The organism is Leucobacter sp. USCH14 (genome assembly GCF_037619215.1).
Taxonomy (GTDB): domain Bacteria; phylum Actinomycetota; class Actinomycetes; order Actinomycetales; family Microbacteriaceae; genus Leucobacter.
Genome location: NZ_JAQPZP010000005.1, coordinates 1 through 25,502 on the forward strand (window position 1 = coordinate 1; position 25,502 = coordinate 25,502).

At 68.7% G+C, this 25,502-nt stretch carries 27 protein-coding genes; 11 read left to right on the top strand and 16 right to left on the bottom strand.

Annotation, left to right across the window (positions count from 1 at the left end):
• The coding region (locus tag PQI23_RS06605; RefSeq protein WP_339972767.1) for a DnaB-like helicase C-terminal domain-containing protein at window positions 1-356 on the bottom strand (356 nt) is incomplete at its 3' end.
• 13 nt (window positions 357-369) lie between these two features.
• On the opposite strand from PQI23_RS06605, the gene PQI23_RS06610 reads away from it, so the two are divergent.
• A complete protein-coding gene (locus PQI23_RS06610) occupies window positions 370-1,476 on the top strand; it encodes a tyrosine-type recombinase/integrase (RefSeq protein ID WP_339972768.1) in 1,107 nt (368 codons plus the stop codon).
• A gap of 60 nt (window positions 1,477-1,536) precedes the next feature.
• Window positions 1,537-2,145: a hypothetical protein gene (locus tag PQI23_RS06615; RefSeq protein WP_339972770.1), complete on the top strand. Its 609-nt coding sequence runs from the start codon at window positions 1,537-1,539 to the stop codon at window positions 2,143-2,145.
• A 269-nt stretch (window positions 2,146-2,414) separates the two neighbouring features.
• On the opposite strand, the gene PQI23_RS06620 is transcribed toward PQI23_RS06615, so the two are convergent.
• The 4 genes from PQI23_RS06620 to PQI23_RS06635 form a co-directional block, all read right to left on the bottom strand.
• A complete protein-coding gene (locus PQI23_RS06620; protein ID WP_339972772.1) occupies window positions 2,415-2,693 on the bottom strand; it encodes a hypothetical protein in 279 nt (92 codons plus the stop codon).
• A 100-nt stretch (window positions 2,694-2,793) separates the two neighbouring features.
• A complete protein-coding gene (locus tag PQI23_RS06625; RefSeq protein WP_339972774.1) occupies window positions 2,794-3,459 on the bottom strand; it encodes a DUF6320 domain-containing protein in 666 nt (221 codons plus the stop codon).
• Entirely contained in the window at window positions 3,456-4,892 is a 1,437-nt protein-coding gene (locus PQI23_RS06630; protein WP_339972776.1) for an alcohol acetyltransferase, read from the bottom strand. Before PQI23_RS06630 ends, PQI23_RS06625 begins: the two co-directional genes overlap by 4 nt.
• Complete coding sequence (locus PQI23_RS06635; protein ID WP_339972778.1) at window positions 4,892-5,878, bottom strand: alpha/beta hydrolase; 987 nt, start codon at window positions 5,876-5,878, stop codon at window positions 4,892-4,894. Before PQI23_RS06635 ends, PQI23_RS06630 begins: the two co-directional genes overlap by 1 nt.
• Window positions 5,879-5,950: 72 nt before the next feature.
• Here PQI23_RS06635 and PQI23_RS06640 point away from each other — a divergent pair, with 72 nt between their 5' ends.
• The 4 genes from PQI23_RS06640 to PQI23_RS06655 all read left to right on the top strand — a co-directional run bounded on the left by PQI23_RS06640 (window position 5,951) and on the right by PQI23_RS06655 (window position 9,177).
• Window positions 5,951-6,148 carry a hypothetical protein gene (locus PQI23_RS06640; RefSeq protein WP_339972780.1) on the top strand — a complete coding sequence of 66 codons (198 nt, stop codon included), beginning with the start codon at window positions 5,951-5,953 and terminating at the stop codon, window positions 6,146-6,148.
• 30 nt (window positions 6,149-6,178) lie between these two features.
• Window positions 6,179-6,748, top strand: coding sequence for a LemA family protein (locus PQI23_RS06645; RefSeq protein ID WP_339972782.1), 570 nt, complete (start codon window positions 6,179-6,181; stop codon window positions 6,746-6,748).
• A 12-nt stretch (window positions 6,749-6,760) separates the two neighbouring features.
• On the top strand, window positions 6,761-7,633 hold the full coding sequence (locus PQI23_RS06650) for a M48 family metalloprotease (RefSeq protein WP_339972784.1): 873 nt from the start codon (window positions 6,761-6,763) through the stop codon (window positions 7,631-7,633).
• A gap of 98 nt (window positions 7,634-7,731) precedes the next feature.
• Entirely contained in the window at window positions 7,732-9,177 is a 1,446-nt protein-coding gene (locus PQI23_RS06655; protein WP_339973134.1) for an MFS transporter, read from the top strand.
• Here the strand turns inward: PQI23_RS06655 and PQI23_RS06660 are convergent.
• Window positions 9,100-10,308 carry a glycerate kinase gene (locus tag PQI23_RS06660; protein WP_339972786.1) on the bottom strand — a complete coding sequence of 403 codons (1,209 nt, stop codon included), beginning with the start codon at window positions 10,306-10,308 and terminating at the stop codon, window positions 9,100-9,102. The genes PQI23_RS06655 and PQI23_RS06660 overlap by 78 nt on opposite strands.
• Before the next feature lie 163 nt (window positions 10,309-10,471).
• Between PQI23_RS06660 and PQI23_RS06665 the strand changes: the two genes are divergently transcribed.
• Complete coding sequence (locus PQI23_RS06665) at window positions 10,472-11,983, top strand: aspartate ammonia-lyase (RefSeq protein WP_339972788.1); 1,512 nt, start codon at window positions 10,472-10,474, stop codon at window positions 11,981-11,983.
• Between the two features lie 76 nt (window positions 11,984-12,059).
• Here the strand turns inward: PQI23_RS06665 and PQI23_RS06670 are convergent, their stop codons facing one another.
• Complete coding sequence (locus tag PQI23_RS06670; RefSeq protein ID WP_339972790.1) at window positions 12,060-12,926, bottom strand: fumarylacetoacetate hydrolase family protein; 867 nt, start codon at window positions 12,924-12,926, stop codon at window positions 12,060-12,062.
• Between the two features lie 121 nt (window positions 12,927-13,047).
• On the opposite strand from PQI23_RS06670, the gene PQI23_RS06675 reads away from it, so the two are divergent.
• Window positions 13,048-13,419: an FKBP-type peptidyl-prolyl cis-trans isomerase gene (locus PQI23_RS06675; protein WP_339972792.1), complete on the top strand. Its 372-nt coding sequence runs from the start codon at window positions 13,048-13,050 to the stop codon at window positions 13,417-13,419.
• A 173-nt stretch (window positions 13,420-13,592) separates the two neighbouring features.
• Window positions 13,593-15,044 carry an NCS2 family permease gene (locus PQI23_RS06680; RefSeq protein ID WP_339972794.1) on the top strand — a complete coding sequence of 484 codons (1,452 nt, stop codon included), beginning with the start codon at window positions 13,593-13,595 and terminating at the stop codon, window positions 15,042-15,044.
• A 79-nt stretch (window positions 15,045-15,123) separates the two neighbouring features.
• Here PQI23_RS06680 and PQI23_RS06685 read toward each other — a convergent pair whose 3' ends face one another.
• Genes PQI23_RS06685 through PQI23_RS06700 form a run of 4 tightly spaced genes read right to left on the bottom strand, consistent with a single transcriptional unit; the run spans window position 15,124 to window position 17,672 of the window.
• The gene (locus tag PQI23_RS06685) at window positions 15,124-15,636 is read right to left on the bottom strand and encodes a molybdopterin-binding protein (RefSeq protein WP_339972796.1); all 513 of its coding nucleotides are present in this window, start codon (window positions 15,634-15,636) and stop codon (window positions 15,124-15,126) included.
• The gene (moaC, locus tag PQI23_RS06690) at window positions 15,633-16,139 is read right to left on the bottom strand and encodes a cyclic pyranopterin monophosphate synthase MoaC (RefSeq protein WP_339972798.1); all 507 of its coding nucleotides are present in this window, start codon (window positions 16,137-16,139) and stop codon (window positions 15,633-15,635) included. The genes PQI23_RS06685 and moaC overlap by 4 nt, the downstream gene beginning before the upstream one ends.
• A complete protein-coding gene (locus tag PQI23_RS06695) occupies window positions 16,132-17,421 on the bottom strand; it encodes a molybdopterin molybdotransferase MoeA (RefSeq protein WP_339972800.1) in 1,290 nt (429 codons plus the stop codon). The genes moaC and PQI23_RS06695 overlap by 8 nt, the downstream gene beginning before the upstream one ends.
• Before the next feature lie 2 nt (window positions 17,422-17,423).
• Window positions 17,424-17,672 (bottom strand): MoaD/ThiS family protein, encoded by a 249-nt coding sequence (locus tag PQI23_RS06700; RefSeq protein ID WP_339972802.1) that lies wholly within the window; start codon window positions 17,670-17,672, stop codon window positions 17,424-17,426.
• A gap of 48 nt (window positions 17,673-17,720) precedes the next feature.
• Here PQI23_RS06700 and PQI23_RS06705 point away from each other — a divergent pair, with 48 nt between their 5' ends.
• Both PQI23_RS06705 and PQI23_RS06710 read left to right on the top strand, forming a co-directional pair.
• Window positions 17,721-19,013 (top strand): ThiF family adenylyltransferase, encoded by a 1,293-nt coding sequence (locus tag PQI23_RS06705; RefSeq protein WP_339972804.1) that lies wholly within the window; start codon window positions 17,721-17,723, stop codon window positions 19,011-19,013.
• Window positions 19,010-19,438: a molybdenum cofactor biosynthesis protein MoaE gene (locus tag PQI23_RS06710; RefSeq protein ID WP_339972806.1), complete on the top strand. Its 429-nt coding sequence runs from the start codon at window positions 19,010-19,012 to the stop codon at window positions 19,436-19,438. The genes PQI23_RS06705 and PQI23_RS06710 overlap by 4 nt, the downstream gene beginning before the upstream one ends.
• A gap of 5 nt (window positions 19,439-19,443) precedes the next feature.
• On the opposite strand, the gene moaA is transcribed toward PQI23_RS06710, so the two are convergent.
• The 5 genes from moaA to fdhD form a co-directional block, all read right to left on the bottom strand.
• The gene (moaA, locus tag PQI23_RS06715) at window positions 19,444-20,538 is read right to left on the bottom strand and encodes a GTP 3',8-cyclase MoaA (RefSeq protein WP_339972808.1); all 1,095 of its coding nucleotides are present in this window, start codon (window positions 20,536-20,538) and stop codon (window positions 19,444-19,446) included.
• Between the two features lie 57 nt (window positions 20,539-20,595).
• Complete coding sequence (locus PQI23_RS06720) at window positions 20,596-21,363, bottom strand: ABC transporter permease (protein ID WP_339972810.1); 768 nt, start codon at window positions 21,361-21,363, stop codon at window positions 20,596-20,598.
• 71 nt (window positions 21,364-21,434) lie between these two features.
• Window positions 21,435-22,265 carry a molybdate ABC transporter substrate-binding protein gene (modA, locus tag PQI23_RS06725; RefSeq protein ID WP_339972812.1) on the bottom strand — a complete coding sequence of 277 codons (831 nt, stop codon included), beginning with the start codon at window positions 22,263-22,265 and terminating at the stop codon, window positions 21,435-21,437.
• On the bottom strand, window positions 22,262-24,586 hold the full coding sequence (locus PQI23_RS06730; protein ID WP_339972814.1) for an FdhF/YdeP family oxidoreductase: 2,325 nt from the start codon (window positions 24,584-24,586) through the stop codon (window positions 22,262-22,264). The genes modA and PQI23_RS06730 overlap by 4 nt, the downstream gene beginning before the upstream one ends.
• The gene (fdhD, locus tag PQI23_RS06735; protein ID WP_339972816.1) at window positions 24,583-25,476 is read right to left on the bottom strand and encodes a formate dehydrogenase accessory sulfurtransferase FdhD; all 894 of its coding nucleotides are present in this window, start codon (window positions 25,474-25,476) and stop codon (window positions 24,583-24,585) included. Before fdhD ends, PQI23_RS06730 begins: the two co-directional genes overlap by 4 nt.
• Between the last annotated feature and the right edge of the window lie 26 nt (window positions 25,477-25,502).

Sequence of the window (25,502 nt, forward strand, 5' to 3'; positions counted from 1 at the left end):
GGGTTCGGGCGGTTCGTCATGTTGCGGTTGAGCTGTTCGAGGATCAGCACCGAGCAGCCGAGCTGCTTCGCGAGCTGTTTCGCAGCATTCGCCCAGTCCTCGAGGTCTTGCTGCCGTGACTTCGACTCCGCCGGGCTCTTCACGAGGCCGAGGTAGTCGATCACGATCAGGCCGAGATCGCCCTTGCGGTGCAGGGCGTTCGCGAACCCGATGATGTCTTCCCAGCGGGCGCCGGCCCGGTCGAACACCTCGAGGGGGAGCGCGGCGATCGCGGACTCGGCCGCCTTCACCGACGCCCACCCATCCGGGGAGAGCTGATGGTTCTGCAGCGCGCCCTGGTGGATGCCCTGCATCATCGAGATCAGCCGCTTGAGCTCGACGAAGGGTGACGCCGAAGCGTACGAGGCCGAGCTCGAGGACAACCTGCGCGCGGACCGCTACGCTCCACCCGAATTGACCGAGCAGTCGTTCCGACAGCTCGCTGAGACGTGGATCGCGTCGAAGAAGCGCCCGAAGGAGGTGTCCCTCGCCGCATACCGCACGGACCTCGATGTGCACATACTCCCGCGCTGGGCATCCACGCCGATCTCGCAGGTCACACGACAGGCGATCGAGGAGTGGGTCGAGGCCCTGCTGGACGGAACGGCGCCGCGCACCTACACGGGCCGCTCTGAGGGGCGGGCGGTGACAGCTCTCTCGCACTCCCGGCTCAACGACGTCGTCGCGCGCACCTTCGGCAGCGTTCTCGGGTACGCGCGCGATGAGGGATGGATCGCACGCGATCCGATGCTGCGCGTCGAGCTTCCCCGCATCGAACGCTCGCACGACCTTGCCTTGCTTTCGTACGCCGAGGTCGAGCGACTCGCGCAGGCCTGCATGGAAGTCTCCGGCGAGCACCGCGACCGCGCACTGATTTACCTGCTCGCCTCCGCGGGACCGCGCATCGGTGAGGCGACGGCGCTGCGCGTAGCCGATATTCGAGTCGACGCGCGACGCGCAGACATTCGGCGCACCTGGACGACCACCACCAAGGGCGCGCGCGCAGTCGGACCGCCGAAGACGTGGGAGTCGCGCGCGATCCCGTTGCACGACTACGTGCTCGACGAACTCGCACCACTCATGGAGGGCCAGGAGCCCGACGCGTGGCTGTTCCGCGTGCAGCGCGGAGGCGGTGCCGTGGACCAGAGGAACTGGCGCGGCCGCGTATGGGTGCCGGCTCTCGCGAAGTCAGGCCTCGACGGGCGCGGGCTAACACCGCATAAGCTCCGGCACACGGCCGCGTCTGCTGCGATCGCGGCCGGCGCCGATCCGCTCGTGGTGCAGACGATGCTCGGGCACAAGACGGCGAAGGAGACGATGCGCACGTACGCACACCTGTGGCCGGACCGTCTGGACGAGGTGATCGACGCGGTGACGCGGCATCGGGATGCGGCGCTCGATCTTGCGCGTCGTTCCTCGCTCAAGCCGGTCGCGTAGCGGACGAGAAGATTCATTATCCTTGTCGGTTGCTACGAGGTGGCATCCTAGAATCTCTTTATGTCGATTTCACCCATGCAGGCTGCGACCGATGTTATGGATCGAGCTGATGCTCTCCTGGCACATGCAGGTGCCGTTTCCGATCCCCTCATTGCCGATGATATTCGTCGCTCGGCGATTGCGCTTGGCGTCGCAGCGCTCGACACATATCTTCATTGGGCTTTGGCCGACGCTCCCCTTGAACAGATGCCTTCCGCACTTGAAGGGCTTGATGTGCCCTTTGGAGACCTCGTCGAGCTGAGCGAGGCGATGGTGCAAAATCGGGACAGAATCAGACCCAAGGTGCGAGCTCGAGGAGTTCTTGAGCGGGTAATTCTGAAACTCACCTTCCAAAGCAGCCGTGGCGTCGAGGATGCGATGCTCATGCTGGGCGTGAGAAAGGCATTCAATAAAATCGCTCACGAGATCGTGCCGTCGCAGTCGGCGACCGACATTAGGGATCGCTTGAACCGAATCGTCCACCATCGCAACCAGGTCGTTCATGAGGGCGATCTCCAGCGCCAGTCCAGGCCGCAGAGAATAAGACGAGAGCCAACCGATGCAGCCGCGATCGCAACTGATCTTGTTTGGCTGAGGGCATTGATTTCGGCAATCGATGTCGTGCTGTGAGGCTCGACGGTCTTGTATCGCCTCCGTTGAGGTAATACGCGGACAGCACGCGGACAGCATGGCACTACGGCCTATGCCGACCTACCCCGATTCGGACCGGAGAATGACACGGAGGTTCCGCAGATCAGAGACGTATTCCTACCCAGTCGGGCCATTCAATCCCGACTTATGCCGATTTGTCTAGATTCCGCCGTTTTCTAATACCGGTGGATCGGTACAGTCAGGGTTCGAATCCCTGTGGGGGGACTATCACATCACGGGACCCGGGGTTAGAGATCGAAACTCCGAAACTCCACGGGTGGCTTGTCCCCGTTCACATGCATCGCGATTCGGCTCAGATGGGCCTCAATTCTTTCCGGCCCCGCGCCCTCACCCTGACGGAGGCCGCTCAATTCTTGAGAGATCGAGAGCAGCGCGGCGACCTTCGCGACCTCGATCCTCTGGTCGACCGTGAGATGTGAGACGTCTGCAATGGACCCCGCCGATTCGTTCTTCGCTGCACCGATTGCGCTGGCGAGCAAGTCCCAGGCGTTCGCGTAATCAGTCATCGCGCAGTTCCTTTCGACGGGGATATTGCCAGCACTCTACCTACGACGGATGCCACCACGCCAGAGTCGCAAGCTCACTCGTGCGAAAGACGCCCCACCTCTACAGGTGAAACCGCTTCGCGAGCTCGAGCCGCATCTCGCGCCCCCGCAGCACCTGCACGTCGGCGAGCACGAGCAGGCTCACGAGCACGCACGCCCACGACGCCCATGGGTTGTTCACCCATCCGAACATCAGGAACACGAAGGGCACGAGCCCGAGCAGCACGGTGAGCCCGCTGTAGACGAGGTGCTCGGTGACGTCGATGCGCAGCAGCTGCACCGTGATCAGCAGCGCGATGATCGCCGAGGCGCAGACGATCGGCACCGCGTACGTCAGCGACCAGCGCTGCCAGCCGCCGAGGTAGTCCCAGTACACGCAGACGAGCCCGATGAGCGACACAAGATAGACGGTGCCTTTGGCGACGTTGCGGCGTTTGCGCACCGCCATGGTCACGACGAGCCACATGGCGGTGACGCCGAGCCACACGGATCGCCACACGCCGATGCCGTCGAGGTCGCGCGAGAAGAAGAGCTGCACGAGGAACGAGGCGAGGATCACCGCGAGTGATGCGAAGAAGAGCGTCTGCAGTACGCGCCGTTTCGAGAAGCTGAGCGGAACGCTCGGCAGCGGGTCTGGGGAGGGGGCGCCGGTGAGGGGAGTAGCGCAGAGCGGGCAGGTCGTCCACGTGCCCTCGACCGATACGGTGCACGCCTCGCAGCTCCTCATGGGCTCGGCTCCTGCCGCGGGTCGGAGCCGGCAGCGAGTTCGGCATCGGTGACCCTCGCCGCCGCCACCGTCACATCGACACGGCTGGCGGTCAGCATGCGCACGAAGGCGCGTACATGGTCGGTCTCGATGAAGGGCGAGGTGAAGCAGATCGTCAGCTGCCCGCCGTGCGACATCGCGCAGAACTGGGGCCGCACCGCGGAGACGTGGAACAGCATGCGGCCCACTCGCGATCCCGCCGGCTCGGGGAGCACGACGCGCCCCAGGTTGGAGACGGCGACGCTGAGCCCTCGGTTGTTGCCCCAGTTGATGAGCCGGAGGATCGCGTCTTTGAGCACGCGAGGCAGGATGCGCAGGAGCGGCGACCGCTCGAACCTGATGAGCCGTCGCAGCTTCCGTTCGAGCGCCTGCGGTGATGCCTTGGGCCGGAATTGCGCCTCGAGTTCTCGGCAGATCGACCCGAGGTCGTCGCCGACGCCGTCGCGTGCGAAGGTGTGCTCCACGCGCACGGTGGCGAAGAAGTTGCGCGCGGAGGTCGACGGGAAGAACTGCCTGAGGTTGATGGGGATCGAGGCTGCCAGGGTGCTGGCGCGGCCGAGCGGGCCGATCGTTTCGCGCAGCGCCCTGAAGAAGAGCGCCGTGAGATAGATCGTCAGAGACGCCCCTTCGGCCCGGGCCAGGGCGAGTACCGCCTGCGTCGGCATGGTGAGTTCGACCACGCGCGTGCGGTTGTCTGGCGTGCGCGTGCCGCGCACGCGGTGCACGCGCGGCCGAGCGCCGCCGCGCAGGTTTCTGGCTCGTACGCGTGCGGAGACGCGGGCGCCAAGGGGAATGGAAGCCGACGCGGGCTCGGTGTCACCAGACGGCGCCAGCGGCTCGCGCCCGCGATGGAAGTAGTGCGAGAAGCTGTCGGCGATCAGCTCGTGCGCCGGGTGCGGTTCGGCGTCCAAGGATGACGGTGCAGGATCAGCCGCAGACTCCGGTTCATCTCCGCCTTCCCGGGCTGTCCTGCCCGTTCCGCTCTGCGCCTGCAGATACGCGTTCAGCAGGTCCGTGAGGAACCACAGTGCTCCCGTACCGTCGGAGAGCGCGTGGAAGATCTCGAGAATGACCCGTCTGCGCCGGTAGACGACGCGGAAGAGCAGGTTCCTGCGATCCTCGCGGTAGATGGGGGCGCACGTGGGCAGGTGCTCCGGGGCGACCGTCGGGTGCAGGTCGCTCGTCTGCAGGTAGTACCAGAACATGCCTCCCCGCAGCACGGCGTGGTAGAGGCGGTAGCGCTCGTAGGTGGCGTCGAGCGCCTCCTGCAGGATGCGCGGCTCGACGTTGTGGTCGACCTCGGCGCTGATGCGGAACACCTTCGGATCCGCGTCGCTGCGCGCCGCGAGGAAGATGTTCGAGGCGTTGTCGAGCCTCACCCAGGAGTCGGGCATCAGCCGGAGGCCTCCGCCGGGCTCGGGGGAGCGTCGCCGTCGAGGAAGGCGTCGATCACGTCGTAGGCCTCGCGCAGCGACCGGGAGAAGCGCGGCAGGGTGATGAAGCCGTGCAGCGCACCGTCCACACGATGCACGCGCACGCGGTTGCCGGCGCGCTCGAGCGCGTCGCCGTACGCTTCGCCCTCATCGCAGAGAAGGTCGAGCTCGGCCGTGATGATGAGGGTCTCGGGCTGCCGGGAGAGATCGTCGGCGATGAGCGGCGCGACGAGGGGCTGGGCGCGCGCAGCGGCGTCGGGAACGTACAGCTCGAAGTAGTCCTGCACCTCGGTGTTGGTGAGCCGGTAGTCGCCTCCGTGCCGGCGCACGGACGCGAACTCGGAAGTGGCCGGATCGTGATCCCAATGCGTCACCGGGTACAGCAGAATCTGCCGCTTCGCTCCGCGCGCTCCACGATCGCGCAACTCCAGCGAGACGGCGGCCGTGAGGTTGCCGCCGGCGGAGTCGCCGATGAGCACGACTTCGGATGCCGGGTCTGCCCCGAGGCGCGCCGGATCGCTGAGCAGCAGCTCGGCGACGCGCAGGCAGTCGTCGAGGCCCGCCGGGAACGGGTGCTCGGGAGCGAGGCGGTAGTCGACCGACGCGACGATGCAGCCCGTGAGGTCCGCCATGGTGGCGCAGGCCGGCGTGTAGCTCTCGATGTCCCCGGTCACCCACCCGCCGCCGTGGAAGAAGAGCAGCACCTCGTCGCGGCGGCGCTCGCGCGGGTGGAACACGCGAACCGGAATCGGGTGCTCGCCGTCGTCCGACATGATCTCCACGTCGAGCGCGCGGTACCGGGCATGCGGCAGGACGGCGAGCTGCCGCTGCATGCGCCGCACCCGCTCGTAGTCCTCCCGGATGTCGAGCCGGGGCGCGGCGAACAGGCTCAGCGCCTTCCGAACCACCCAGCTCACCCGCGAGCGGTGTCGTTCGGCGGACGTCATGGGAGCCAGCGTAGCGCCGGAGCCGACGTTCGGCTCCGATTCCTCCAGAAGCGGAGCCGCTATGGTGGTGCCGTGGTCTTCGCCAAATTCGTACTCGTGATGACGATCCTCGTCGTGATCGTGCTGGCGATCCTCATGCGCGTCCGTGCTGTGAGGCTGCGGCGCGAGCGCGCCCGCTCCGCCCGTCGAATCGCTGCGGCCCGCGCGCTTCGGCCGAACGCGCCATCGGCGAACCCTGACGCGGCAGGAACACCGCGCGATCCCAGCTGATTTCGTGCCGCCGGCGCTAGGATGCAGAGCATGTCTGGTGGATTGATTGCTGCGCTCGTCGCTGCCGGTGTGCTCGTCCTGCTGATCGGATACGTGTGGGTCACGTACAACTCCCTCGTCACGCTCCGCGTGCGGGTCGACGAGGCCTGGAGCGACATCACGGTGCAGCTCAAGCGACGAGCCGACCTCATCCCGACCATCGTCGACACGGTGAAGGGGTATGCCGCGCATGAGAAGGGCGTGTTCGAAGACGTCACCCGAGCGCGCGCCGAGACCATCTCGGCGGAGGGGCCCGCGCAGGCGTCCGCAGCCGAGAACCACATGCAGCAGGCCCTGAAGAGCATCTTCGCGGTGGCAGAGGCGTACCCGCAGCTCCAGGCGAGCCAGAACTTCCTGCAGCTGCAGAGCGAGCTCGTCGACACCGAGAACAAGATCCAGGCGTCGCGCCGCTTCTACAACGGCGGGGTGCGGGAGTACAACACCAAGATCCAGGTCTTCCCGAACACGCTCTTCGCTCGCGCCATGGGCTTCACGGAGCGCGACTTCTTCGAGGTCGAGGATGTCGCTTCGATCTCGGAGCCGCCGCGCATCCAGTTCTAGCAGGGGAGGGCCGTGTACCGCGCAATCCGCCGCAATAAGGTCAACAGCTTCCTCATCATCCTGCTGTTCCTCGGCATCGTCGGGGGGCTCGGATATCTGGCCGCCTACATCTACCGCTCGCCGGGAATCGTGATCACGGTCGTGGTCGTCGCCGGCGTCTACGCGCTGATCCAGTACTTCATGGCGGGCAAGCAGGCGATCTCCACGAGCGGTGCTCGCCAGATCACGCAGGCCGACAATCCCCGCCTGTACCGGATCGTCGAGAACCTCGCGATCACCACGGGCACGCCGATGCCCGAGGTCTACATCGTCGACGATCCGGCGCCGAACGCCTTCGCCACCGGGCGGGATCCGCAGCACGCGAAGGTCGCAGCGACGACGGGCCTGCTCGAGCTGATGACCGATCCCGAACTCGAGGGAGTGATGGCGCACGAGCTCGGCCACGTGCGCAATTACGACATCCGCGTCTCCATGATCGTCTACGGACTCGTCGTGGCGGTGGGCATGATCGCCGATGTGCTCGTGCGCATGGCCTTCTTCGGTCGGAACAACAACAACGGCAACCCGGTCGTGCTCGTCTTCGGGCTCGTCGCGATGCTCGTCGCCCCGCTTGTTGCGAGCGTCGTGCAGCTCGCGGTCTCGCGGCAGCGGGAGTACCTCGCCGACGCAACGGGCGCCCTGACGACGCGTCACCCCGAGGCGCTCGCGAGCGCGCTGCACAAGCTCTCCACGTACGGGCAGCCCCTGCAGCGGCAGCAGTCGAGCATGGCGCATCTCTGGATCGCGGATCCGCTGAAGCCCGGCGTGGTGCAGCGTCTGTTCGCGACCCACCCGCCGATTCCCGAGCGCATCCGCCGCCTCCTCGACATGGGCGGCAAGTTCTAGCCGAGCGACGCTGGGTTCCGCGGTCGGCGGGCGCGGGTGTCCGGGGCGGGGCGTAGGGTAAGGGGATAGCCGAGGAGGTCGTCCCCACCGTGTCCACCATGTTCCGCTCGCTCTCCGTCCGCGACTACCGCATCTGGTTCTTCGGGGCGCTGGTCTCGAACATCGGCGCGTGGATGCAGGCGACGACGCAGAGCTGGGTCGTGCTCACGGAGCTCACCGCGACGAATGCCGCCGCTGTGGGAACGACCATGGCGCTGCAGTTCGGCCCGCAACTGCTGCTGGTGCCGTTCAGTGGAGCGGTGGCGGATCGCTTCGACCGGAGGCAGGTACTGCTCGTCACGCAGTCGCTGCTGATGCTGCTCGCCGCCGGCCTCGGCGTGCTGCTCATCACGGGTCAGGCGGAACTGTGGCACCTCTACGGCTTCGCCCTGGCGCTCGGCGTGGTGAACGCCTTCGATACGACCGCGCGGCAGGCGTTCGTCTCCGACCTCGTCGGTCTCGGGCAGACGTCGAACGCGGTGGCGCTCAACTCGGCATCCTTCAACTCGGCGCGACTCATCGGCCCGGCCGTGGCTGGCCTCCTCATCGCGGCGATCGGCTCCGGCTGGGTCTTCATCATCAACGCCGTGTCGTTCCTCGCCGTGCTCGGGGCCCTGCTGATGATCCGCACTCGTCGTACGGCGCCACCGGAGGCGGCGAGAGAGTCGCAGTGGCGTCAGCTCTCGGCGGGCTTCCGGTATGTGCGGGGCCGCCATGACCTGCTGGTCATCTTCGTGATGGTGTTCCTCGTCGGAGCCTTCAGCATGAACTTTCCGGTGATCTCGTCGACGATGTCGCTCGAGTTCGGGCGGGGCGCGAGCGACTACGGCCTGCTCTCATCGGTGCTCGCGATCGGCTCGCTGGCGGGGGCGCTGCTCTCGGCCCGGCGTCCATCGGCACGGATGCGGATCGTGATCCTCGCCGTCGGCGGGATCGGAATCATGAGTCTGGTGGCGGCGCTCATGCCGACCTTCTGGAGCTTCGCGGTGACCCTCGTCTTCTTCGGATTCGCGATCTCGACGATGCTGACGACCACGAACGGCTTCGTGCAGACGACCGCGGAGCCCGCTGTGAGGGGGCGCGTCCTCGCGCTGTACATGGCTATTCTGATGGGCGGCACGCCGATCGGGGCGCCGCTCGTGGGCGCCGCCGCCGACGTGCTCGGGCCGCGGTCCACCCTGCTGATCAGCGCGGGTGCAGGCCTCATCGCCTTCGCGGTCGGGATAATCTGGCTGTTCTCCGAACGCCGTCTCCGATTCCACCGCGAGGGCATGCACCTCAGAGTGACGCATCGCGGGCGGCCCGGCCTCGACGACGATCCGGGAGCGCAGCTCGAGACGCTCACCGCGCCGATCTCCGTGCTCCGACGCAGGCCCGCGCCCGTCATCGGAGCCGGGGAATCGGCGCCTCAGGAGGGGTCGAGCACGTCAGCGACGGGCGCCATCCCGATCGACGACGCCCCCGACACTCCCGATAGCGGAACCCCCGGACCCCGCGACCGGTGACCGACGTGCGATCTCCGCGCCGATCTCGATGAGGTAGGCACGTGCGTCGCGCATGCTCGCCGCACGATCGGGCGCTCGTTCCATCGTCGCGTAGCACGCGCTGAATCCTGCTGCCCGCCACTCGGCTTCGGTGAGCGTAGATCGGCCGCACACCGCGACCGTCGGGATGCCCAGTGTCGCCGCGGCGCGACGCACTCCCATCGGTGTCTTGCCGCCCAGACTCTGCGAGTCGAACGAGCCCTCTCCCGTGATGACGAGGTCGGCCCCCGCGAGATGGGCGCGCAGTCGGGTCAACTCGCACACCACATCGACGCCGGGCCGCTGCAGCGCCCCCAGCACGGAGAGCGCAGCGAAGCCCACGCCGCCGGCCGCACCAGCACCGGGACGCTCGGCGAAGCGCTGCACCTCGTCGTGACCAACGCGGCGCGCGAGCGCGGACTCCAGCAGGCGTGCGAATCGCGTCAGGCCGAGTTCGAGGTGGGCGACATCGGCGACGCTCGCCCCCTTCTGCGGCGCGAAGACGCTCGCCGCCCCCCGAGGTCCGAGCAGCACGTGGTCGACGTCGCACGCGAGCGTGAAACGCACCCTCTCGAGGCGAGGATCGAGGCGATCGAGCTCGATGCGCTCGAGCAGACGCAGCGCGCCGCCCCCGTCGGGCAGCGGGTCGCCCTGGGCGTCGAGCAAGCGGGCTCCGAGCGCGGCGAGCATGCCGGCACCGCCGTCGCTCGACGCGCTGCCGCCGACGGCGAGAATGATAGAGGTCGCGCCGTCATTCAGGGCCGCGGCAACCAGCTCACCGGTACCGCGCGAAGTCGCGGCGAGTGCGTCGCGGTGCGCGCGGGGTACGAGCGCGAGGCCCGAGGCGCGCGCGAGCTCGATGACGGCCGTCGAGCCCTGACGTGCGAAGGCGGCCTCCACCGGTGCTCCGAGGGGCCCTGTCACCGTTACCGGTACGGCCGAGAACCCCGCAGCGATGGCGGCTTCCAGAGTGCCCTCGCCGCCGTCCGCCATCGGCACCACACTGAGGTCCGCGTCGGCCTCCACAGTGCGAATTCCGTCGGCGATCGCGTCACCGACATCCCGGGCATCGAGAGCATCCTTGAACTTGTCCGGAGCCACGACGATTCGCATGTCTTCACGCTACCGGTTCGCGGCCGCGCGCAGGAGAACGCGCGGCGATCGAGGATTGTTCGGCGGCCGCGCGATCCTGCCTCGCCGTGCACGTTTGAGCGGTAGGCTGAGACCGTCCTGGCGGCAGGCCCGCCTTTCCACGAGTACGGAGCCATGATTCCCGGTGAGCGACTTCTTGTCAGCACAGACACGCACTGAGACGGATTCTCTCGGAAGCGTAGAGATTCCCTCGTCCGCCTACTGGGGGGTGCACACGGCACGAGCCCACGAGAACTTCCCGATCGCGCGGCGCCCGGTCTCGGTCTACCCCGATTTCATTCGAGCCTTCGCCTGCGTGAAGCAGGCCGCGGCACGAGCGAACCTCGAGATCGGCGCACTCGACGAGCAGCGCGCCACCCTCATCGACCGCGCTTGCGAAGAGATCAAGACGGGCATGCTGCACGACCAGTTCGTCGTCGGCGTCATCCAGGGCGGCGCGGGCACCTCGACCAACATGAACGCCAACGAGGTGATCACGAACCGTGCGCTCGAGCTCGCCGGGCACGCCAAGGGCGATTACGGGTTCATCAACCCGAACGACCACACGAACCACAGCCAGTCGACGAACGACACGTACCCGACGGCCATCAAGATCGCCCTCGCCTTCTCCCTCGGAAGCCTGCTCGACGAACTCGCGCTGCTCGCGGAATCGTTCGCCGCGAAGGGCCGCGAGTTCTCGCACATCATCAAGGTCGGCCGCACGCAGATGCAGGACGCGGTGCCCATGACGCTGGGCCAGGAGTTCAACGCATTCGCCGTAACGCTTCGCGAAGACATCGAGCGACTGCGCGAGGCCGTCTCGCTGCTGCGCGAGGTCAACATGGGCGCCACCGCGATCGGCACGGGCATCAACGCGCCGAAGGGGTACAAGGAGGCCGTGATCAAGCACCTCCGCGAGATCACGCAGCTCGAGCTCGAGACCGCCGGTGATCTCGTCGAGTCGACCAGCGACACCGGCGTCTTCGTTACTTTCTCGGGCGCGCTCAAGCGCAGCGCGCTGAAGCTGTCGAAGATCTCGAACGACCTCCGCCTGCTGTCCTCCGGCCCGCAGGCCGGCCTCGGCGAGATCAACCTTCCGGCCCGCCAGGCCGGGTCGTCGATCATGCCGGGCAAGGTGAACCCCGTGATCCCGGAGGCCGTCACGCAGGTGGCCTACTCGGTCGCGGGCGCCGACGTGACCGTGTCGATGGCGGTCGAAGCCGGTCAGCTGCAGCTGAACGCCTTCGAGCCCGTCATCGCGCACTCGCTCTTCCAGTCCATCACCTGGCTCGAACGCGCCTGCCAAACGCTGCGCGTCAACTGCGTCGACGGCATCACCGCGAACGAGGCTCGCCTCGAAGACATGGTCTCGCGCTCGGTGACCGTCATCACGGCGCTCGCGCCGGTGATCGGCTACGCCGAAGCCGCGAAGCTCGCCAAGGAGGCGCTCGCGACGAACGAGAAGGTGTCCGAGCTCGTCACCTCGCGCGGTCTGCTCGATCAGTCGCAGCTCGATGACATTCTCCAGCCGTCGAAGCTCGCGGGTCTCGCCCCCGAGACCGACGTCATCGACGTGATCAGCGACGCGGCGCTTCCCGCGCCCGAGAAGGTTGAAGACGGCGAGGGCACGCAGGTCGAGAAGAAGCCGGCGAAGTAGGCGGGCAGACGAAACGGCCGGTGGGATCCTGGATCCCACCGGCCGTTTCGCGTTCGCGGCTCGCGCCGCGCGAGTGCTAAGCCGCCACGCAGTGCGAGGTGAGCGCGCCGATGCCCTCGATCGTGACGGTCACCTCGGTGCCGGGCCGGAGGTACAGCGGCGGCTTGCGCGAGCGCCCTGCGCCGCCCGGGGAGCCCGTCGAGATAACGGTGCCCGGCAGCAGGGTCGCCTCCTGCGAGATCGACGCGATGAGCTGCGCAACGGTGCGGATCATGAAGCCGGTCGTCGAATCCTGCACGCGCAGTCCGTCGACGTCGGTGGTGAGGCGCAGCGCCTGCGGGTCGGGAATCTGGTCGGCGGTCACCACTACGGGGCCGATCGGTGTGAAACCGTCGAACGACTTGCAGCGCGACCACTGAGGCTCCTGGAACTGGATGTCGCGCGCCGTCACGTCGTTGATGACGGTGTAGCCGAACACGTAGTCCAGCGCTTCGTCTGCCGTGACGTTCTTCGCCGGCTTCCCGATGATCACACCGAGCTCGCCCTCGTAGTCGACCTCGGTGCTGACCTCGCTCGAGAGGGGCACCTCGCCCTGGTGCGCGCCGAGCGAGTTCGGGAAGAGCGAGAAGAGCACGGGGCCCGAGTCGTTATCGAGGCTGAGTTCGCTCGCGTGCTCGTCGTAGTTCAGACCGACCGCCAGCACGATCGGCGCGCCGATCACCGCGGGTGCGTAGGCGGCCTCGCCGATGGGCGACCACGAGTCGTCGTCGGCGCCTGCCACGGCTTCGCGAACACTCGCGAGGGAGTCATCGCCTGCCTCGATCAGCTGCTGCAGCGTGTCGAACGGCCGGCCGAGAGCGCGGAGCGAGATGTAGCGGCCGTCGTCGATGACGACGAGCTCTGGGTCAGCGGCCGGAGCAGGGATCAAGTGTGCGAATCTCACAGTCACAGGTTACCGGAAGCGGGGGAGCGTTGTTCCCCTCGTGCATGGCCGGGGTGCAGAGGAGTTCCCCTGTGGGCGAACTCGGAGGCGATCATGACGAGTTCTCGGCGAGAATGAACGTATGAGTGAAACACCGCAGACGAAGCCCGAGATCGAGTTCCCCGAGGGCCCCGCCCCGACCGAACTGCAGATCGTCGACATCGTGGAGGGCTCGGGCGAGGAGGCCTTCGCGAGCTCTACGGTCGACGTGCACTACCTCGGCGTCGAGTACGACACGGGGGAGGAGTTCGATTCCTCGTGGGGCCGCGGTGAGTCCATCAACTTCCCGCTGCGCGCACTCATCCAGGGGTGGCAGGTCGGCATCCCCGGCATGAAGGTCGGCGGCCGCCGCAAGCTCATCGTTCCCGCGGCGCAGGCGTACGGCACGTCGGGCGGGCACCCGCTGTCGGGCAAGACGCTCATCTTCGTCATCGATCTGCTCGGCGTCAGCTGATCCCATGAGTCGCGGGTCGGCTGCAGAGCCGACCCGACGCATCTCCTCGGCCGAGGGCCGCTCGCTCACGCGGGCGCCCCTCGGCCGTCGCCGTCTCGGCATGCCTGCGACTCGCACCGGTGGTACCGTTTCTGTGTTCAGCGAACACCCAGTGTGACGGAGAGGAGCTGCCCGTGACGGAGGCGCAGCAGGTGACGAGCGAGCGGAAACCCACCGGAGCGTGGGGAGGTGTCGACCGCTACTTCAAGATCACCGAGCGCGGATCCTCCTTCGGAACCGAGATTCGCGGCGGGCTCGTGACGTTCGTCACGATGGCGTACATCGTCATCCTGAACCCGATCATCCTCACCAGCGGCGTGGATGTTGAGGGCAACACGCTGTCGTTCCCCGCGGTCAGTGCGGTCACCGCGCTCACCGCGGGCGTCATGACGATTCTGTTCGGCGTCGTGTCCCGACTGCCGTTCGGGTTCGCCGCCGGCCTCGGCATCAACGCCTTCCTCGCGTTCTCCGTCGTCGGTCAGGTCACGTGGCCGGAGGCGATGGCCCTCGTCGTCATCAACGGCGTGCTCATCGTGCTGCTCGCGGCCACGGGACTGCGCCGCATGATCTTCGACGCGGTGCCCGTGGAGCTCAAGCTCGCCATCACCGTGGGCATCGGGCTCTTCATCGCGTTCATCGGGTTCGTCAACTCCGGGTTCGTCACTGCGACGGGAAGCGCCTCACCGCCGGTGGGGCTCGGCATCGGTGGATCCGTCGTCACCGTCCCGACCCTGATCTTCGTGCTCACGCTCATCCTCACCGGCGTGCTGGTCGCCGCGAAGGTGAAGGGCGGCCTGCTCATCGGGCTCATCGCCGGCACCGTGATCTCCGTCATCGTGGAGGCGATCTGGCACCTCGGCGCGGCGACCGAGAATGCGGGCGGCTGGGGCCTCACCGTACCGGCCCTCGACGGGGCGCCGTTCGGAGTTCCCGACCTCGGTCTGGTGGGAGCGGTCAGCTTCGATCTGGGGCGTGTGGGCGTCGTCACGATCGTGATGCTCGTCTTCACGCTGCTCTTCACGAACTTCTTCGATGCCATGGGCACGATGACCGGCCTCTCCCGCGAGGCGGGGCTCGCCGATGAGCGCGGCAACTTCCCGCGCCTGAAGTCGGCGCTCGTCGTCGAGGGCGTGGGCGCGATCGCGGGCGGCCTGACCTCGTCGTCCTCGAACACCGTCTTCATCGAGTCGGGTGCCGGCATCGGCGAGGGAGCGCGCACCGGCTTCGCGAACATCGTCACCGGGCTCATGTTCCTGTTCGCCATGTTCTTCACGCCGCTCACGCAGATCGTGCCGACGGAGGTCGCGGCGGCAGCGCTGGTGATCGTGGGGGCGCTCATGATGGCGCAGATCAAGTACATCGACCTCACCGATTTCCGCGTGCTGCTGCCGGTGTTCCTCACCGTCGCGGTCATGCCGATGACGTACTCCATCGCGAACGGCATCGGCGCCGGATTCGTCGCCTGGGTGCTGGTGCACGCCTGCTCGGGGCGGGCGAAGCAGGTGCACTGGCTGCTCTGGGTCGTCGCCGCCGGCTTCGTGCTGTTCTTCGCGCGCGGACCCATCGAGGCGGCCCTGGGCGTCTGAGTTCGCTCGGGCGCCGGGCGCTGGGCGCCGAGCGTCGGGAGGCGCGGCCGCGGGCGGGGCGGCCGCGGGCGGGCGAGGATCAGCCGCGCGGGGCGTGGCCCTCCCGCGAGCGCTCCGCTCCACTGCGCTGCGCGAGGATGTGATCCAGGATCGGCTCCAGCACCGCGAGTCCGTCGCGCACGCCTCCCGTCGACCCGGGGAGCGTGATGACGAACGTGGAACCGGCGAACCCGGCGACCCCCCGCGTGAGCAGCGCGGCAGGCAGGTGCTCGGCGCCTCGGCGGCGGAGCTCCTCGATGATTCCGGGCAGCTGCAGTTCGAGGAGCGGAGCGACGGCTTCGGGAGTACGATCACTGGGGGAGACGCCGGTTCCACCGGTTGTCACGAGCACCGCGGGGGCCTCGTCGAGCGCTGACTGCACGGCCCGCTCCACCTCCTCGCCGTCGGCCACGACCACGGGATCCTCCGAGGTGAAGCCGCGCTCGCGCAACCAGCCCGCGATCAGCGGACCGGTGGTGTCGGGAGCCGACCCGGCGGCCGCGCTCGTCGACGCGACGATCACGCGCGCGGTGCGCCGGGGCGCGTCGCTCACGAGACGGCCCAGTCGCCGCTCTTGCCGCCGGCCTTCGCCAGCACGCGCGTGCCGGTGATGCCGGCGTGATGATCGACCGCCTTGATCATGTCGTAGAGCGTCAGCGCGGCGACGCTCACCGCGGTCAGGGCCTCCATCTCCACGCCGGTCACCCCGCGGGTCGACACGGTCGCAGTGATGCGCACCCGGTCGGTCTGGCTCTCGAAGTCGATCGCGACCTTCGAGAGCGGGAGCGGGTGGCAGAGGGGAATGAGATCGGGAGTGCGCTTGGCGGCCATGATGCCGGCGAGCCGCGCGGTGCCGAGCGCCTCGCCCTTCGGGAGGTCGCCCGTCGCGAGTCGGTCGACCACGTCGGGGCGGGTCTCGAGAAAGGCTTCGGCGGTCGCGGTGCGCTTCGTCACCGCCTTGTCGCTGACGTCGACCATGTGCGCGCTCCCATCGGCGCGCAGGTGCGTGAGATCACCCGACTCCGGGGTGTCCGTTCGGGAGCTGGTGTCAGACATCGAACCTCTGTATCTCGATCGGGGAGCCGGCGGCGAGGCGAGCGACTCCGATGGGGATGTGAGCGAGCAGCTCTGCGTTCGCAAGGTCTGCGAGCAGGTGCGAGCTCGGGGGTGAGAGCTCCACGATTCCATCCTCGAGCAACCGCCCGCGTCGCACCTGATGCTTGTGCTCGGGGGAATCGGCGTCGTGGGCGAGCCGTGCGGTGCTGCATTCTGCGCCTCGGGGCAGGCCGGCGTGATCGCGGAGCAGTGGTAGCAGGAAGAGCTCCGCGGAGAGTGCGGAGCTCACGGGGTTTCCCGGAAAGCACAGCGTTGCGAGTCGACGGCCGTCGACCTCGACGAAGCCCGAGCCCTGCGGGCCTCCCGGCTGCATGGCGATTCCGGTGAAGTGGATTCCATCGCTCGAGTCGGCGTGCGTCTCATCGCCGCCGAATGCCTCGCGCACCACCTCGAAGGCCCCGGCGCTGATGCCGCCCGATGTGACGAGCAGGTCGTGGTCGCCCGCGGTCTCGACGCAGGCGCGCAGCGCCTCGGGGCGGTCCGGGACTCGCCGCGTCGTCACCTCGGCGCCGGCATCGCGCATCGCGGCCGCGAGCAGCGGAGCGTTCGCGTCGTAGATGCGCCCGGGGGGAAGGTGCTCGCCGGGAGGAGTGACCTCGTCACCGGTCGAGACGAGCAGGATGCGGATTCGCCGGCGCACCGGCACGAGGGCAACCCCCGCACTCGCGAGGAGACCGATCATCGAGGGGCGCAGTCGCGATCCGGCGAGCACCAGCGGCGCGCCGAGCGGGTGATCGGACCCCTGCTCGCGCACGAAGGCGCCGGTGCTCGGGGCCTGCGCGAAGGATACGGTCTCCGTTGCAGCCGAATCGAGGGGAGCAGGATCGTGCGGGCGGCGCAGCCGCCCGAAGCTCGGCGGATTCGCCTGCTCGATCGGAATCACCGCGTCCGCTCCGATCGGCATCGCCGCCCCCGTCATGACCGGGCAGGCGGTTCCGGGTGCGCAGGCGAACGGGGCGTCTCCCGCCGCCGCGGCGGGGCCGACGGAGAACGCGAACGGAGCCGCGCTCGCGAAGTCCGCAGTGCGCACCGCGTACCCGTCCATCTGAGAGTTGTCGAACGGGGGCAGCGGAATCGCAGCAGGGATGTCTCGGGTGACGACTCGGCCGGAGACCCCGCTGTCGTCGATGGGAACCCACTCGGGCTCGCGATGCCTCGACGCCTCCAGGATCGGCGCGAGGAGTTCGGCGACGATCGCCGCGTGCTCGATGTGCGTGCGCATATTCACCCGCCCGCGAAGGCCGGCAGTACATCCACGACGTTGCCCGTGATCGCGCCGTCGTCGCAGCGCACGGCGCCGTCGACGAGGAACGACCCGGAGCGGATCACCCGGTGCATGGCCTTGCCGTACTGCTCGACCAGTTCGGTGCGGAGCGCCTCGAGCGTCGGCGGCGCTCCGAGCTCCCACGCCTCCTCCTCCCGGCCGGCGGCATCGGCAGCGGCCGCGAAGTATCTGACGGTGATGCGAGCCATACGGCCATGGTAGCGAACCCCTGTCGGAGCGGCTCGTAGACTGGGGGCATGCCTGCGGTGGGTGGTACTCGGTCGACGCCGCCGGAGCGCGCGAGCGCCCGGCCTGGCCCGCTCGTCGCGCCCGTCACGTCGCTGACGGCCGCCGCGACGGCGCGCGCGCAGCGGCAGATCGCGCTGCCGGGGTTCGGCGGCGAAGCGCAGCGGCGACTCGCCGGCGCGAGCGTGCTCGTCGTCGGCGCCGGCGGGCTGGGGTGCGCGAGCGCGCCCTACCTCGCGGGGGCGGGCATCGGCCGCATCGGCCTGCTCGACGAGGACCTCGTCGAGCTGTCGAACCTGCACCGGCAGGTCACCCACCGGGCGGCGGATGTGGGCCGGCCGAAAGTCGATGCGCTTGCGGAGACCGTGCTCGCCCTCGACCCGTCGATCACGGTCGATCGCCACCGTGTGCGGCTCAGCGCGGAGAACGCGCTCGACCTGTTCGCCGAGTACGACCTGGTGCTCGACGGGAGCGACAACTTTCCGACCCGCTATCTGACGAACGATGCCGCCGAACTCACCGGCACGCCTCTCGTATGGGGTGCGATTCTCCAGTACTCCGGCCAGGTGAGCGTCGCATGGCACGCGCACGGCCCCGGATATCGGGATCTCTTTCCGGCTCCGCCACCGCCGGAGAGCGTGCTCAACTGCGCCGACGGCGGCGTCCTCCCCGGGCTCTGCGGCACCGTGGGAGCGCTGATGGCCACCGAGGCGCTCAAGCTGATCACCGGCCTCGGCGATCCCCTGATCGGGAGGGTGCTGCTCTACGACGCGCTCGCGGCGCGCACCCGAGAACTCCACGTGCGGCGCGACCCAGCGGCGACCCCGATCGCCGAACTGATCGACTACGAGCTGTTCTGCGGCACCGCTCAGTCCGCGCCGACGGCGCACGCGCTCGGCGCCGACGCCGCGGACTTCGCCGAGGAGCTGCGCGCGGGAGCGGCGATCCGAGTCATCGACGTGCGCACTGCGGAGGAGTTCGCGGAGCGACGCGTCGGTTCGGCGACCCGAATCGCCGTGGACCGCATCGAAGCGGGCGACCTCGCCGGAAGAGTCGGCGACGGGTCGAGCGGCGACGGCGCGGGAGGTCTCCACGCGGGCGGCGTCGACGCCCCGATCCGGGTGTACTGCGAACGCGATCCGCGGTCGATTCGCGCCGCCGAGGCGCTGGCGTCGCAGGGGTTCGCCGATGTGCGCTTCGTGCGCGGGGGCATCGCGCAGCTCGCGAGAGTCGCGCCCGATCTGATCGTCAGAGCAGCAGCAGACGGCCCGTCGAGCGCGGGCGACCCGGAGGGAGACGCATGAACGACGCGGGAGCCGGCATCACGGACGAGCCGATCGACGAGGCGGCGGTGCGCGCAGCGGTCGATGCGCCGGAGTGCGGGGCGCTCGTGATGTTCCACGGAATCGTCCGCGACCACGATGGGGGCCGCGGGGTCGCGGCGCTCGACTACCGGGCGCATCCCGAGGCGGAGCGCTTCATCGCGGAGTGCGTCGCATCGGAGCAGAAGATGTCGGAGCAGGAGACGCCGGGAGTCAGACTCGCCGCCGTGCACCGTGTCGGAGCGCTGCGCATCGGCGACGCGGCGCTCGTCGCGGCCGCCTCGGCGCCGCACCGCGCTGAGGCCTTCGCCGCCGTCGAGCGCCTGGTCGAGCGCATCAAGCACGAGGTGCCGATCTGGAAGCGCCAGCACTTCGCCGATGGCGTCAGCGAGTGGGTGGGACTGTAGCCCGGTCAGCCGCCGATGTAGGACATCTCGATGCGTTCGCGATCCGGAGCCGCATCTCCGAGCTGCGCGCGCAACTCCGAGTAGCGATCGTCGCGCGCCGCCCACACGCCGGCGAGCGCGTTCCGCACCTGCTCGTCGCTTGCCCCGGAGCGCAGCAGTTCGCGCAGGTCGAAGCCGCGCGACGCGAACAAGCAGGTGTAGAGCTTTCCGTCCGCCGACACTCGCGCCCGCGTGCAGGAGCCGCAGAAGGCTCCGGTCACGCTCGAGATCACGCCGATCTCGCCGGAGCCGTCGAAATACCGCCAGCGCTTCGCCGTCTCGCCCTCGCGGGTCTCGGCGACGGGCACGAGCGTGTGCACCGCATCGATGCGTGCGACGATCTCCGCCGACGGCACGACGTCGTCGAGCACCCAGCCGTTGCTCGCGCCGACGTCCATGTACTCGATGAAGCGGAGCACGTGGCCGCGCTCCCGAAAGTGCTCGGCGAGGGGCACGATCTCATCGTCGTTCACACCGCGCTTGATGACGGCGTTCACCTTCACCGGTCCGAGCCCTGCGGCGCTGGCGGCCTCGATGCCGTCGAAGACTCGAGCGAGCGGGAAGCGCACGTCGTTGATCGCCTGGAATCGGGTCTCGTCGAGGGAATCGACGGAGACGGTGACGCGGTCGAGCCCCGCCTCGCGCAGCGCCGCGGCTTTGACGCGCAGCGCCGATCCGTTGGTCGTGAGGGCGAGGTCGGGCTTGCGTCCGTCAGAGGTTCGCAGGGCGGCGAGTCGGGAGATCAGCTCCTCGACGCCTCGACGCAGCAGGGGCTCGCCGCCGGTGAGGCGGAGCTTGTCGACGCCCAGCGCGACAGCCGTTTCAGCGACGCGCACGATCTCGTCGAAGCTGAGCAGTTCGTCGCGTTCCATGAACTGGTAGTCGCTGCCGAAGAGCTCCTTCGGCATGCAGTACACGCAGCGGAAGTTGCAGCGGTCGGTGATCGAGATGCGCAGGTCGCGCAGCGCTCGCCCACGGGCGTCCGAGAGACCGGAGGAGCGCGTGGAGGGAAGCTGCCGGGCGCGGCCCGAGGGGCGCGAAACGGGCATGACCTTCAGCATCGCGGCACCTCCTGCGCGCCACACTAGCAGCTGCTCTCCGACGCCCGCGGTGAGGCGTCACATCGCGCGCGAGCCGGCGCGACCCTGAACGAGGGCGAGGGACGCGATGGCGATGGCGATGAGGATCAGCGACAGCGTCAACGCGGTGTCCTGCGTCACGCCGGCCCCGTTGAATGCGGTGTAGATCGCGAGCGGAACCGTACGGGTCGTGCCCCCGGCGTTGCCCGCGAAGAGCGCCGTCGCACCGAACTCGCCGAGCGCTCGGGTGAAGCACAGAATGACGCCCGCCGTGAGTCCCGGCCGGATCAGCGGCAGCGTCACTCGGAAGAGCACGGAGGCGGGAGCCGCGCCGAGCGTCGCGGCGGCGTCTCCGAACGCGGGAGTGAGACTGCGCAGCGAGCTCTCCACCGAGATGACGAGGAAGGGGAGCGACACGAAGGTCTGCGCGATCACGACTGCGACGGTGGTGAACGGGATCTGTATCCCGGCGTCGGCGAGGAGATCGCCGATCACGCCGCCGCGCCCGAGCAGCGAGAGCAGCGCCAATCCGCCGACGAGGGGCGGGAGCACGAGCGGGAGCGTGACGATGCCGCGCAGGAGTACCGACCACCAGCCGTTCGCCCGGGAGAGCACGATGGCGAGGGGCACGCCGAGCACTGCGCAGCAGACCGTGGCCGACACCGCGGTGACGAGGGAGAGCATCAGGGCGCTGCCGGTCTCGGGTGACGAGAGCGTCGCGGGCAGGGCGGCCCAGTTCAACCGGGCGAGCAGCGCGATCAGCGGCAGCACGAGCAGCGCGCCGCCGAGCAGCGCGGGCGCGACCACCAGCGATGGAATCTCATGAGTCCGCCGGCTCGTCGCGCGCTGGGGTGCGCGGCGAGCGATCCTGCCCCGATTCACGGCGCGTGCACCGGCCCGAATCCGAGGTTGGCGAGACGCGCTTGGGCGGAGTCCGCCAGGAGGAAGTCGGCGAATGCTCGAGCTGCGGTCTCCGAGTCGGAGCCTGCGATCGGTGCGATCTCGTAGTCGCCCGCGGCCTCATCCGCCCCGGGAATCTCGATGCCTGCGACGTCGCCGTTCGCGCGCAGAACGTCGGATCGGTAGATCAGCCCGGCGTCCGCCTCGCCGGAGGCGACTTTCGTGAGCACGGCCGTAACGTTCTGCTCCTCGCTCGCGGGGTGCAATTCGACGCCGTCGCGGTCGAGCAGCTGGCGGGCGGCCGCGCCGCAGGGCACTTCCGCTGCGCAGACCACCGTCGTCGGGCGCTTCCCGTTCGGGCCGTCGCGGTCGAGATCGGCGAGCGACTCGATGCCGAGCGGATTTCCCGGGGCCACGGCGATCTGGAGGCTGCTCGTCGCGAAGCGCTGAGGATCGGCGGCGAGCAGACCGGCGTCGGCGACGCGCGCCATGTTGGCCGCATCCGCGGAGGCGAACACGTCGACGGGAGCCCCGCCGATGATCTGCGTCGCGAGCACCGACGAACCGTCGAAGCTGAGCGCACTGATGGTGACGCCGGGGTGCTCCGTCGCGAAATCATCCGCGACCTCGGTCATGACCTCCTGCAGCGAGGCTGCCGCGGCGATCGTGAGGGTGCCGGAGAGCTGCGATCCGGCCCTGTCCTCCGCGACGGAGTCTTCGGTCGGCGGCGCGGCGCTGCACCCCGCCAGCGCGAGGAGCGCAGCGCCGACGGCAGCGACGCCGACGCGCGTTACGGCACCCGACCTCACACGGTGACCGGTCGCCCGACGCCCACGGGCGTGCTCGAGGCCTCCAGACGCACGACGACGGCCTTCGACACCGGGGTGCCGCTCTCGAGGGCGGTGCTGTCGAGCGGAACCAGAACGTTCGCCTCCGGGAAGTACGCGGCTGCGCACCCCCGCGCCGTCGGGTACGCCACGGTGCGGAACCCGCGCAGCACGCGGTCGGGCTGATCCTTCCACTCGCTGAAGATGTCGACCGTCTGCCCGTCGGAGAGGCCGAGCTCGGCGAGGTCGTCGGGGTGCACGAAGACCACCGAGCGCCCCTTCTTGATGCCCCGATACCGGTCGTTGAGGCTGTAGATCGTCGTGTTGAACTGGTCGTGCGAGCGAACGGTCTGCAGGATCAGCCGGCCCGGCGGGCATTCCACATGCTCCAGCTCGTTCACCGTGATCCGCGCCCTGCCGGTCGCGGTGTCGAAGCGGCGTTCGTCGCGGGGCCCGTTCGGCAGCAGGAACCCGTCCTTCCGCCGCGTCTTGGCGTTGTAGTCCTCGCAGCCCGGCACGACTCGGGAGATGTGGTCTCGAATCACGTCGTAATCGTCGATCATCGCGAGCCAGTCGATGCCGTGGCGGGAGCCCAGCGTGGCGTGGGCGATCCCCGCGATGATCGCGATCTCCGAGCGCACCCCATCCGATATGGGAGGCACCTGCCCGTGCGATGCGTGGACGGCGCAGACCGTGTCCTCAACCGTGACGTACTGGGGGCCGCTGAGCTGCACGTCGACCTCGGTGCGACCGAGCACCGGCAGAATCAGCGCCTCCTCACCCGTGATCACGTGCGACCGGTTGAGCTTCGTCGAGAGCTGCACGCTGAGGCGCGTCTTGCGCATCGCGGACTCGGCGAGATTCGTGTCCGAGATCGCCCCGAGCAGGTTGCCGCCGAGGCCGAACCACACCTTGATCCGGCCCTCGTCGAGCGCGCGGATCCCCTGCACGGCGTCCACCCCGTGCTCGCGCGGCGGCTCGAACTTGAACTCCGCGCCGAGCGCGTCGAGGAAGGAGTCGGGCATCTGCTCCCACACACCCATGGTGCGGTCGCCCTGCACGTTCGAGTGCCCGCGAATCGGGGAGGCGCCGGCGCCGGGGCGCCCGATGTTGCCGCGCAGCAGCAGCAGGTTGATGATCTCCTTGATCGTGTCGACGCTGCGGCGATGCTGCGTGATGCCCATCGCCCACGCGATGATCACCCGGTCGGCGCGCAGATAGCGCTCCGCGAACTCGTCGATCTCCGCGGCCGACAGCCCCGTCGCGCGTTCGACGGCGGCGTCGTCGACCTGCGCGATGTGCTCGGCGAACGCCTCGAAGCCGTCGCAGTGCTCGGCGATGAAGTCGTGATCGAGCACGGTGCCCGGTGCCCGGCGCTCGGCCTCCATGACCCGCTTGGAGACGGCCTGGAGCAGGGCCGCGTCGCCCCCCGAGCGGATCTGCAGGAACTGGTCGGCGATCTGGATGGGCTTGCCGACGTAGCCGCGCACCTTCTGCGGGTCCTTGTATCCGAGCAGCCCGGCCTCGGGCAGCGGGTTCACCGCGACGACGCTCGCGCCGTTCTGCTTCGCCTCCTCGAGCGCGGTCAGCATGCGCGGGTGGTTGGTGCCCGGATTCTGGCCCATGATGACGATGAGGTCGGACTCGAGGAAGTCGTTGTACGCGATGGTCGACTTGCCGATGCCCACGGTGTACGTCATCGCGGTGCCCGTCGACTCGTGGCACATGTTCGAGCAGTCGGGCAGGTTGTTCGTGCCGAGCACGCGCGCGAAGAGCTGGTAGATGAACGCCGCCTCGTTGGAGGCGCGTCCGCTCGTGTAGAAGGAGGCCTCGTCGGGGTGATCGAGCGCGTTCAGATGCCCGGCGGCGATGTCGAATGCGCGATCCCAACTGACCGGCTCGTAGTGATCGGAACCGGCGGGCTTGTAGACCGGCTCGGTGATCCGGCCCTGCATGCCCAGCCAGTACTCGGTCTTGTCCTCGAGCGAGGTGAGCGAGTGCTCCTTCCAGAATGCGCGCGAAACGGTGACCGGGGTCGCCTCCCACGTCACCGCCTTGCCGCCGTTCTCGCAGAACTCGGCGATCTTGCGGTGCTCCGGGTCGGGCCACGCGCAGCTCATGCAGTCGAAGCCGTCCTTGTGGTTGATCTTCGTCATGAGCTTCGCCGTGCGGGCGAGGCCCAGCGTCTTCACGGCGGGCTCCATCGAGTGGAAGACGCCCCCCATGCCGGCGGCGTAGTCCTTCGGCTCCGTGACCTCGATGTCGGCGTCGGAGAAGTCTTCGCGGGGGGCCTTCGGGCTCATGGGTGCACTGCTTTCTCGAGGGGGCCGGCGGCGATGCCGGCGGGAGGGTCGGAGGCTTCGTCCGCTGCATCGGAGACGCGGTCGTCACGGCTGTAGATGACCATCGACTCGCCGCGCAGAAAGCCGACGAGGGTGAGTCCGGAGGATTCGGCGAGCTCGACCGCAAGTGACGACGGGGCGGAGACCGCCGCGAGCAACGGGATGCCGGCCATCAGCGCCTTCTGCGTGAGCTCGAAGCTGGCGCGGGCCGACACCATCAGCACGGAGGATCGCAGGGGCAGCAGCCCCTGCAGCAGCGCCCACCCGATCACCTTGTCGACGGCGTTGTGACGCCCCACGTCTTCTCTGAGCACCAGCATCTCGCCGGTGCGGCCGTCGAAGAGCGCGGCCGCGTGCAGCCCGCCGGTTCGCTTGAACACGGCCTGCTGCTCGCGCAGCTGCTCGGGGAAGTCGACGAGCGTCGAGGCATCGATGACGAGCGGGTCATCGGCCACCGCGAATCGGGAGCGCGTGTGCACCGCGTCGATGGTGGCTTTGCCGCAGAGCCCGCACGAGCTGGTCGTGGTGAAGTTCCGCTGCAGGCTCGGGTCGGGAGGCGCGACGCCGGGGCCGAGAGCGACGTCGAGCACGTTGTAGGTGTTCGGCTCTCCGTCGCTCGCGCAGTGGATTGCGGCCGAGAAATCCTGCTGCCGGTGGACGACTCCCTCGGAGACGAGGAAGCCGGCCGCCAGCTCGACATCGTGCCCGGGCGTGCGCATGGTCACGGCGAGCGACGCGCCGCCGACTCGGATCTCGAGCGGCTCCTCGACCGCGAGGAAATCGGCTCGTCGAACGCGGGATCCGCCGACGGTGAGGCGGGTCACTCTTCGACGCGCTGCGATACGTGACACCCCTCTTGGATATCATCGAAGGTGAT

Bases quoted from the DNA above. Each gene is read 5' to 3' on its own strand.
- PQI23_RS06700 (WP_339972802.1), bottom strand. From the start codon at position 17,672: ATGGCTCGCATCACCGTCAGATACTTCGCGGCCGCTGCCGATGCCGCC.
- PQI23_RS06710 (WP_339972806.1), top strand. From the start codon at position 19,010: ATGAACGACGCGGGAGCCGGCATCACGGACGAGCCGATCGACGAGGCG.
- PQI23_RS06630 (WP_339972776.1), bottom strand. From the start codon at position 4,892: ATGCCCGACTCCTGGGTGAGGCTCGACAACGCCTCGAACATCTTCCTC.
- moaC (WP_339972798.1), bottom strand. From the start codon at position 16,139: ATGTCTGACACCAGCTCCCGAACGGACACCCCGGAGTCGGGTGATCTC.
- PQI23_RS06655 (WP_339973134.1), top strand. From the start codon at position 7,732: ATGTTCCGCTCGCTCTCCGTCCGCGACTACCGCATCTGGTTCTTCGGG.
- PQI23_RS06695 (WP_339972800.1), bottom strand. From the start codon at position 17,421: ATGCGCACGCACATCGAGCACGCGGCGATCGTCGCCGAACTCCTCGCG.
- PQI23_RS06625 (WP_339972774.1), bottom strand. From the start codon at position 3,459: ATGAGGAGCTGCGAGGCGTGCACCGTATCGGTCGAGGGCACGTGGACG.
- PQI23_RS06730 (WP_339972814.1), bottom strand. From the start codon at position 24,586: ATGAGCCCGAAGGCCCCCCGCGAAGACTTCTCCGACGCCGACATCGAG.
- PQI23_RS06615 (WP_339972770.1), top strand. From the start codon at position 1,537: ATGTCGATTTCACCCATGCAGGCTGCGACCGATGTTATGGATCGAGCT.
- PQI23_RS06645 (WP_339972782.1), top strand. From the start codon at position 6,179: ATGTCTGGTGGATTGATTGCTGCGCTCGTCGCTGCCGGTGTGCTCGTC.
- PQI23_RS06675 (WP_339972792.1), top strand. From the start codon at position 13,048: ATGAGTGAAACACCGCAGACGAAGCCCGAGATCGAGTTCCCCGAGGGC.
- PQI23_RS06705 (WP_339972804.1), top strand. From the start codon at position 17,721: ATGCCTGCGGTGGGTGGTACTCGGTCGACGCCGCCGGAGCGCGCGAGC.
- PQI23_RS06620 (WP_339972772.1), bottom strand. From the start codon at position 2,693: ATGACTGATTACGCGAACGCCTGGGACTTGCTCGCCAGCGCAATCGGT.
- moaA (WP_339972808.1), bottom strand. From the start codon at position 20,538: ATGCTGAAGGTCATGCCCGTTTCGCGCCCCTCGGGCCGCGCCCGGCAG.
- PQI23_RS06660 (WP_339972786.1), bottom strand. From the start codon at position 10,308: ATGCGAATCGTCGTGGCTCCGGACAAGTTCAAGGATGCTCTCGATGCC.
- PQI23_RS06635 (WP_339972778.1), bottom strand. From the start codon at position 5,878: ATGACGTCCGCCGAACGACACCGCTCGCGGGTGAGCTGGGTGGTTCGG.